The 8,116-nt window shown below is 51.4% G+C and carries 7 protein-coding genes; 5 read left to right on the top strand and 2 right to left on the bottom strand.

Going from position 1 to position 8,116, the window contains the following annotated elements:
- Positions 1–154: 154 nt before the first annotated feature.
- From AC2VLY_RS09345 to AC2VLY_RS09325, 5 genes are read left to right on the top strand one after another with little or no spacing between them, the layout of a single operon-like run.
- Positions 155–313: a hypothetical protein gene (locus AC2VLY_RS09345; protein ID WP_193650680.1), complete on the top strand. Its 159-nt coding sequence runs from the start codon at positions 155–157 to the stop codon at positions 311–313.
- The gene (gene fliK / locus AC2VLY_RS09340; RefSeq protein ID WP_486892052.1) at positions 310–1,416 is read left to right on the top strand and encodes a flagellar hook-length control protein FliK; all 1,107 of its coding nucleotides are present in this window, start codon (positions 310–312) and stop codon (positions 1,414–1,416) included. Before AC2VLY_RS09345 ends, fliK begins: the two co-directional genes overlap by 4 nt.
- Positions 1,409–1,666, top strand: coding sequence for an EscU/YscU/HrcU family type III secretion system export apparatus switch protein (locus AC2VLY_RS09335; protein ID WP_193650682.1), 258 nt, complete (start codon positions 1,409–1,411; stop codon positions 1,664–1,666). The genes fliK and AC2VLY_RS09335 overlap by 8 nt, the downstream gene beginning before the upstream one ends.
- Positions 1,667–1,720: 54 nt before the next feature.
- Complete coding sequence (locus tag AC2VLY_RS09330; protein ID WP_486892051.1) at positions 1,721–2,521, top strand: SGNH/GDSL hydrolase family protein; 801 nt, start codon at positions 1,721–1,723, stop codon at positions 2,519–2,521.
- A 26-nt stretch (positions 2,522–2,547) separates the two neighbouring features.
- A complete protein-coding gene (locus tag AC2VLY_RS09325; RefSeq protein ID WP_486892050.1) occupies positions 2,548–4,686 on the top strand; it encodes an acyltransferase family protein in 2,139 nt (712 codons plus the stop codon).
- 43 nt (positions 4,687–4,729) lie between these two features.
- On the opposite strand, the gene hflD is transcribed toward AC2VLY_RS09325, so the two are convergent.
- On the bottom strand, positions 4,730–5,389 hold the full coding sequence (hflD, locus tag AC2VLY_RS09320) for a high frequency lysogenization protein HflD (protein ID WP_193650685.1): 660 nt from the start codon (positions 5,387–5,389) through the stop codon (positions 4,730–4,732).
- 32 nt (positions 5,390–5,421) lie between these two features.
- Positions 5,422–8,019 carry a [protein-PII] uridylyltransferase gene (glnD, locus tag AC2VLY_RS09315; protein WP_486922153.1) on the bottom strand — a complete coding sequence of 866 codons (2,598 nt, stop codon included), beginning with the start codon at positions 8,017–8,019 and terminating at the stop codon, positions 5,422–5,424.
- Positions 8,020–8,116 lie beyond the last annotated feature (97 nt).

Below are 8,116 nucleotides of genomic sequence, written 5' to 3'. Positions count from 1 at the left end.
CAGGAAAAAGTGGCCCAATATGTGCAAACCCGTGATCGGGAAATATTGAGGATGCTGGGTATTGGACTGCGCAGTTCAGGAAAACAGCAACCTTCTTCTTGGGGCGGTAAAATAAAAAGCTGGTGGAAAGGCTGAAGGTTGAGGAGTCTTGTGCATGTGCTGGATACTTCTGCTGATGGTGTTAATGCTACTGCGACTGCAACTGTTGGCAGAAGCGGGTCGAGATGCCAGATTCATTGCCAGTGCCTGTCAGATGCGTGAAGACGATGTTGAATGGTTAATTCGGCGTCTGAATGAAGAAAAGCGCTCATGAATTCCACGACTATGGAAACGGCATACACTATCAGAGTTGTGGAAACAGCTCTAATTAATGCCACGGCAACATCGTTGTCTCAAAGCTTGCTGCCAGGAAATACGCTGAGTGCAAAAGTGTTACAATCGGGCAATCAGCAAACCATGCTTGCGGTAGCAGGAAAAACACTGGCCTTTGAATTGCCAGGCCACTGGTCAGCAGGGCAGGAAGTGCAGTTGACCTACCTGGGTGGCAGCAATAATCCCAAGTTTTTGCTGATGAGTCATTTGGCATCTGTGCGTAGTGATCAGGTGGCTTTATCGGATACTGCGCAATCCTTACGCGATCTGGTCCAGACTGGGAAACCGGCTGCGCAAATTGTTCATACTGCGGCTATGTTAGCGCCGAATGATGCGTCTCCGGCCAATATTGCGAATTTTTTACAGAGCAGCTTGCAGCAGAGTGGTGTTTTTTACGAAAGCCATCTGGCCGCCTGGAACCAGGGTCAATGGACCACACAAAACTTGTTGGCTGAACCACAAAATGCGGGCAGACCCATGGCTGACACAGGATCCAGCGCCACCAGTAAGGCTGCCTTGTCTTTCAATCAGACAGTTGCACCGGAGTCGCCATCGCTCCTGGCCAGTGATGCCAGCAAAATCGCCCAGCAGAACGTGGCAACATACACCCAAATTGCCGATTTGAATAAATCGGGAGCCTTAGCCTTGTCTACTAACGCTCATACCGCCTCCCTGCAGATTTTGGCTCAACAAATCCAGGTGTTGAATCAGCAGCAGTTTGTCTGGACGGGGCCTCTTTGGCCGGGCCAGAACGTGAGCTGGTTGGTGAGGCGTCGTGATGGAGATGGTGAAGAGCCTTCTCAAGCGGGTGAAGAGGTTCCCTCCCGGCGCTGGGATAGTACCCTGATTCTGGATCTGCCCAAGCTGGGGCACGTGGAAGCCCGTCTGCAATTAGTGAAATCTACCTTGCATCTGGTTCTCACTGCAGATCAGGCGGCTTTGCTGCGAGCTCACGGAGGCGAGCTGACCCAATCCCTTCAGGATTTGGGCTTGCAGGTTTCTACGCAGCAGATTCGTCCGGTAGATGATTCCGTACATGGATAAACCTAAAAGTGCAGTGGCTCTGCGTTATCAGGCAGAAGATGCAGCACCCACTCTGATTGCCAAGGGGCAGGGCCTGGTAGCTGAGCAAATTATTGCCAGAGCGCGAGAGGCTGGTATATTTGTTCATGAATCCAAGGAGCTGGTTAATCTGCTCATGCAGCTGGACCTGGATCAACAAATACCCCCTCAGCTGTATCAGGCTGTAGCCGAAGTTTTGGCCTGGGTTTATGAAATTGAGCGTGGCATGTAATTCGTTTTATTGTTAGAGTCGTCCAGCAAAAAAATAAAGACATCAAGGATAGTCATGTCGCATCAGGTGTTTCAAAACCTTTCCAGTCGTTTTATGGGAGTAAAGCCTATCCGTCTGGTACGCTTCAGTTTGATGATCGGGGTCTGTCTGGGCCTCGCGGCCTGCATGGATGAAAACACTTCCTATGCGGTGAAGTCCATCCACGAGACTCTGCCTGCCCCCGTTGTGGCGCGTAAGGCACCCGCCCCGCAGAAATCTGAACGTTATCTGGATCAGATGGCAATTATTGATGCGCATAAGGACTTTTCCGAATCCCCCGATCCGGGCTATGTATTGGATGCTCGTTCGGTGCTGCGTTTTCCTAAAACTTATCCAGTCGGTGTGATTATCATTGGTGACAGTATTTTGACCGGCTGGTCGGGATATTTTGCGCATGTGTTTCCCAATGCGCTCATCAGTGGGCGGGTGGGCAGACAGTTTTCCAGCGCCCTGCCCATCTGGAAGACCATGCAACAAACCGGGATGACCCAAGGGGTAGGTGATGTCGTCATCGAATTGGGTACGAATGGTGAAGTGTATCCTGAGGACATGCAGCAACTACTCAAAATGCTTGGCCACCGCCAGGTATTTCTGGTGATGCCGGAAATGCCCCGGTCCTGGGAACATGAAGTACAACAGCTTTATCTGCAAACCGCCGCCACACACCCGAATGTGCATCTGGTGCGCTGGGATCTGCTCAGCAAAAATCATCCGCAATACTTCTGGACGGATCTGGTTCATCCCAATTGGCAGGGAATTCAGGTCATGGTACATGCCATTGCTCGTGATATTAAAAAAACTGAAGACAAAAACTAATTCATAAAATTTTGCGGGATGACGGTATGCTCTATCTGGATTATCTGAAGTTTCTCGCCATGGTCGGCGTCATTGGGTTTCATGTGCATGAAACCATTACATTTGGCAGCGCATGGTTTTCTGGTGGTTATCTGGGCGTTGATGTATTTCTCTTTGTTTCCGGATACTTAATAGAGAGATCCATGCGTCATGCGACGGATGCTGGCTTTCTGAACAGTATGCGCACTTTCTTCAGAAGACGCCTTTCTCGTATTGTCATTCCCATGCTGGTGGTAACCTGGATAGTCGCTCTGTTTGGTTATTACTTTCATCTGACCAGTTGGGAACCGGCTGTTTATTCATCGCTTTTTGTCTATAACTTTTATCTGATATTTCATCATATACCTTATTTTCAGACCTTTGCGATGCCGCACCCCTTTATTGGAATGTGGTTTATTTCATTGTTGGTGCAGTTGTATGTTTTGCATTTTTTGCTGCGTAAAATAATTCGTAACCAGTATTTTTATTTTGTGCTGATGTTGCTATTGCTGATGGTTACGGTCGGGGGAGCATACTGGTTGGGTGTACATCATCAGCTTAATGCTGCTTATGTTTTACCTTGGCATGGTTTTTCCTATATTGCCGGGATTCTGGGTTTCATGGTTCTGAGTGGTCGTGAGCCCAAAAAAGTTCCCCTTGTTTTTGATCTGCTGGTGGTCATGGCTGTGCTGGGTATTGTTGGTCTGTTACTGCTGGCTCCTTATCGAAATTATGTCATATATTCTTTACCAGTATTATTGCTTACTGCAATTTATATTTATGCTGCGGAACGATCCACAGTCTTTGCACAGATGAAATGGCAATTGGGCGGGGCTTTGGGAGAGATGTCATACTCCTTGTATTTATGGAATGTTCCAGTTATTTCTTTTCTCTATTATTTTTATCATGGCGCGACTGATTACGTTTTAGTGATACTTTCTGTGTTGATTATCCTGTTGTTGTCGGTGCTTACCTATGCCTTGGTTGAAGTCAGTATACAGAATGCTTTTGGCAAGAAAGCGCGGCATCATTTTTCCCTGCAAACAGCTTTTACTGTGGCTCTGATTCTGGGCTTGGGCATTGCCGGTTGGTATGATACGGTGGTGGTTAATCAGCAATTTATTCATGAACGCGAAAAAAATCTCCACCTGCTGTTATACAAGCATTACCAGGCGCTCAAAATTGCCCAGCTGCAGAAGCAGTTACTGGCAATCCGTCAATCAGGTAATGCGGCCCTGGCGGAACCGGCGGGAAATGCCCTCAGTGCCAGAGGCGCAACGTCTGCCCCGGCGGCTGGCTCCATGACCTGGCAACCCAATCCACAACCGGGGTATCTCTATAACGGACAGGAAATCCGCCAGAATCCTGCCTATCCAGAAAAACAGGTATTGGTTGTTACGGATTCCATTCTTCTGGGATGGTCAGGTTTTGTGATTCATCAGGTTCCCAATGCCATACTGGACGGTAAAGTGGGTCGACAGTTTTCGCGTGCTCCAGCCGTCCTGCAGGCAGAGTTGGCTCAACCTCAAAATGCAGATATTCGCTATATCGTTCTGGAGCTGGGCAGTAATGGCGATGTCTTTACCCAGGATCTGGATCGGGTAATGCGCGAAGCCGGAAATCGCAAAGTCATGCTGATTATTCCCAATGTTCCCAGAGTCTGGGAAAACGAAGTCAAAGCACAGTATCTCCATGCCAAGGCACAATATCCCAATGTTTATTTGTTGCACTGGGATCGTATCAGCCATGATCAATATAATTACTTTGATCCTGATCAGGTCCATTTGACCTGGGACGGTGCCCAGGCCCTGGTGAATGCGGTGCTTGGAAAGTTATACACCATGGGTTATCAACAACCTCAGCCGGTTGCTCATGCGCAGTCTGTTCAATCAGGTCAGGCGCATCTCGTTGCCACCAAGCCACTTAAATCCAGTACAGCAAGTACAGCAAGTACGCAGTCGGCGACGGCTCCCGCGCGCTCAGTCTCAGTTCAACCCCAGACCCAATCTCCGCTACCTACCACCCGCATCAAATCCTTTACCATCGCGCCACTGAGCACCGCGTCTACGGCATCTGTCGTCAGCAATGCGGTGCCGGCACAGAGACAGAGTACTGATGCTTCGGGTCTCGATAGTTTCCAAAATTAATTCGGATGCTCAGAACCTGACCGCTGCTGCGAGTTGCAGGGTTTCAGCATGAATTGTTCGTAGAAAGCAATTCTTCGGCTTCCTGACAAATACCCCGACGTTCGAGCAGGCTTCCAGGAATGTGACCACCCGCCTGCCGCCAGAGTACGGCAGCGCGAATACCGCTGAGCAGGAGCGTGCGGATACGGGCGGCATCGTCAGCGTCACTTAAATAGCGGCTGTCACCGCTGACGATAATGCGCGGGCGCAAGGTGCCGATAGCTTCCGTGTAGGTTTGGGCCAGACCGGCAATGACGCTGCTCTGCAGCGGATCACCAAAATGCTGAATTTGCCGCTTGGCCTGCTGAATACCTTCATGCACGCGCTGTGAAGCGGCCGCATTTTTTAACAGGCGTTTACTCAGGCTGCTCATCGCCATGGCATAGCGCAGCAGTTCGGCTTCCTGGGCATTGGCGGGGCCGCGTTGCAGGAGCGGGCAGAGCAGGGCCAGTGCCTGTCGTAAACTCTGGATGTCTCCCAGTGCCTGACGAGTGCTGGCACTATCCAGGGACAGAATGCTGTGAATACAGGTAGCCAATAGTGGCCCCGGTTGTTCACCATTGCGGGCAATGTTCTGTACCAACAGGGCGCTACGGATAATAGCTGCCAGCGCCAAAGTACGATCGCGACGGCGGTCTGCTTTGGGAATCAGAAAATCCCACATGTAACTCTGCCTTTATTATGAGAAAAAGTCATTCAGTGCGTTTGTCCATTCAGCATTTCGTCCAGCGTGCCAGTAAGTTTTTTGCTTTGGGTTTCAGTTAATTGTCGACCCCTTTCATTGAGAATAAAAAAGGTATCTTCGACCCGCTCACCAAATGTAGACACCTTGGCTCCATGAATATTCAGCTGTAAGGCGCGTAATACCTCACCTACCCGATAAAGCAGCCCAAGATGATCGGCCGCACGCACTTCCAGCAGGGTATAGCGGGAGAGGGCGTGGTTATCCACACGGATTTCAGCAGGACGCTGGGCAAAAAAACGATGGCGTGGGTCGCGGTGGCGCAGACCAAAATGTGGCTTGCTTTCGGTTTCTCCTTCGATAATGGCGCGCAGCCGCACCGCAAGATCCTGGTCGGCCTGCTCGGTTCGTGCAAAGGCGTGACTGTTGTCAATGACCAGAAAGGTGTCAATGGCTCGACCATCTTCACTGGTATCAATGCGCGCGTCGATGATGTTGAGGGACTGGCGATCCAGGGCACCGGTAATTTGCTGAAACAGACCGGGACGGTCAGGACCATAAATCAGGATTTCGCTGCCCTCAGGCTGGTGGGCGCGCACCGCTACCAGGGTTTTACGACTTTTATGGGCGAGAATCTGCTGAATGTGCCATAACAGTTCATTTTCGCTGTAACGTGAAAAATAGGCCCCCGATAAATGCTGCCAGAATACTCTCGCTCGGGTTTGATCTTCCTGCGTCAGGCATTGCAACGCGTTTTCCTGACGATCCCGGACAATGTGAGGCAGGTCCTGACGGCTGCGATCTTCCTGCTGCAGTTCGGTAGCCGTAGCGCGATACAGGGTGCTGAGCAACAAGCCTTTCCAGTCGTTCCAGAGGTCCGGATTGGTGGCACGCATGTCTGCTACGGTCAGTAACAGCAAGTAGGCCAGATGCCGTTCATCACCGACCATTCTGGCAAAATCCCGGATGACCTGAGGATCTTCCAGGTCACGGCGTTGGGAGACCGTACTCATCTGCAGGTGCTGCTCCACCAGCCAGATGATCAGTTCCGTGTCCCTGGCTGACAGCTGCAGGCGTCGGGCAAAACGTCGTGCCTCCTGAGCACCAATTTGGGAATGATCGCCGCCCCGGCCCTTGCCAATATCATGAAATAACCCGGCCAGAACCAGCAGTTCCGGTTTATCCACTTGTGCCCAGGCCTGTTTGAGTACAGACATCCGGGTTTCTTCCTGTTTATGAAGCAGTCCGATGTTACGCAGCAGAAACAGGGTGTGCTGATCGACGGTGTATACGTGAAACAGGTCATGCTGAATGCGGCCGGTAATGCGTTCAAAAGCTGGAATCAGCCGCCCGAGGATGCCACATTGATGCATGATTTTCAGGCTGTCATAAGCGCCATCTGCTTGCGCCAGCAGCGCCAGGAATTCATTTCTGGCGATGGGATCCTGTTCAAGATTGCGGGCCTGTATGTTACTGCGCAACTTATAAAGCGCGCGTTGGGTCAAGGCATCCAGAGAAATGATCTGTGGGTTCTCGGCCAGCTCGCGAAACAGGCGTAATATTTTCTGCAATAATTGCGGATCATCTGCCTGGGGAAGGGGCACTAGGTTCCGGACAGGTTGAGCCGAATCTTTGCTCAGGCTGCCCTGATCAGCCAGGTACAGGGCAATATTTTCCTGAGCAATGGCAGCAATACGCATAATGTCGGCAAAGGCGCGATAAAGCTTTTGCATGAGCTGTTCAACCGGACTGCGGCCGGGATGCTCCTGGTAACCCAGTACCTCGGCGAGTTGGCGTTGCTGCTCCAGGCGCAAGCGGTCTTCATGGCGGCCGGTGGCATAGTGCAGGGTGATGCGCAGGCGCGTCAGAAAAGACTGAGCCCGGAGAAGTTGCCGATATTCTTTCGGGGTGACCAGGTTTTTCTGGCACAGGCACAGCAGGCTGCTGTCTCCGAAAACGCTGCCAGTCAGCCATTGCAGTTGATGAATATCGCGAAGCCCGCCAGGGCCCTCTTTCAGGTTGGGTTCCAGATGAAAAGCCGTATCGCTACAGCGCGCATGGCGGTTTTCCTGTTCGGCGAGTTTGGCAGCAAAAAAAACTTCCGGTTTCCAGGGCGGATTGGCGTGGAGGGTTTCTTTGAGCTGATCAAATAATTCCCGCGAACCGTAAAGATAACGGGCCTCCAGAAACGTGCTGGCAATGCTGAGATCTTCTCGCGCCTTTTCCAGACATTCCTGAACCGACCGAACACTGGAGCCCACTTCCATTTGCAAATTCCACAGCGCCGTCAGAAAAAAATGAATGAACTGCTCTTCATCTTCCGAAAGTGTGGGTGGAGTGAGAATCAGCAGGTCAAGGTCGGAGCCGGGAAACAGGGTTCCGCGCCCATAACCTCCCACGGCGATCAGGCTGAGTCTGGTTACGCTCTGTTCATGCTCTGCTGCAGTCTGACGCCAGATTTTGCGCAAGGATTTGTCCAGTAGAGCACAGTGCTGGCGCAAGAGCGAGCGACTACTCTGCCGTGGAGAGAAACGGCTCTGTAAAACAGACCGTTCCTGACGCAGGGTTTCCGGTACGCCTGACAGGTTCTCGCCTGCCATGAATTCGGGCATGTTCAGATGGGATCGCCGGGGAGTTGGGTCAATACCTCGTAGCTGTCGTCGGTGACCAGAATGGTATGCTCCCATTGCGCCGAGGCACTGTGATCCT

This window comes from Acidithiobacillus sp. TH-A36, assembly GCF_057473445.1.
The sequence above is the reverse complement of the archived record's forward strand: the minus strand, read 5'-3'. Positions and strand labels throughout refer to the sequence as shown.

Bases quoted from the DNA above. Each gene is read 5' to 3' on its own strand.
- AC2VLY_RS09345 (WP_193650680.1), top strand. From the start codon at position 155: ATGTGCTGGATACTTCTGCTGATGGTGTTAATGCTACTGCGACTGCAA.
- fliK (WP_486892052.1), top strand. From the start codon at position 310: ATGAATTCCACGACTATGGAAACGGCATACACTATCAGAGTTGTGGAA.
- AC2VLY_RS09335 (WP_193650682.1), top strand. From the start codon at position 1,409: ATGGATAAACCTAAAAGTGCAGTGGCTCTGCGTTATCAGGCAGAAGAT.
- AC2VLY_RS09330 (WP_486892051.1), top strand. From the start codon at position 1,721: ATGTCGCATCAGGTGTTTCAAAACCTTTCCAGTCGTTTTATGGGAGTA.
- AC2VLY_RS09325 (WP_486892050.1), top strand. From the start codon at position 2,548: ATGCTCTATCTGGATTATCTGAAGTTTCTCGCCATGGTCGGCGTCATT.
- hflD (WP_193650685.1), bottom strand. From the start codon at position 5,389: ATGTGGGATTTTCTGATTCCCAAAGCAGACCGCCGTCGCGATCGTACT.
- glnD (WP_486922153.1), bottom strand. From the start codon at position 8,019: ATGCCCGAATTCATGGCAGGCGAGAACCTGTCAGGCGTACCGGAAACC.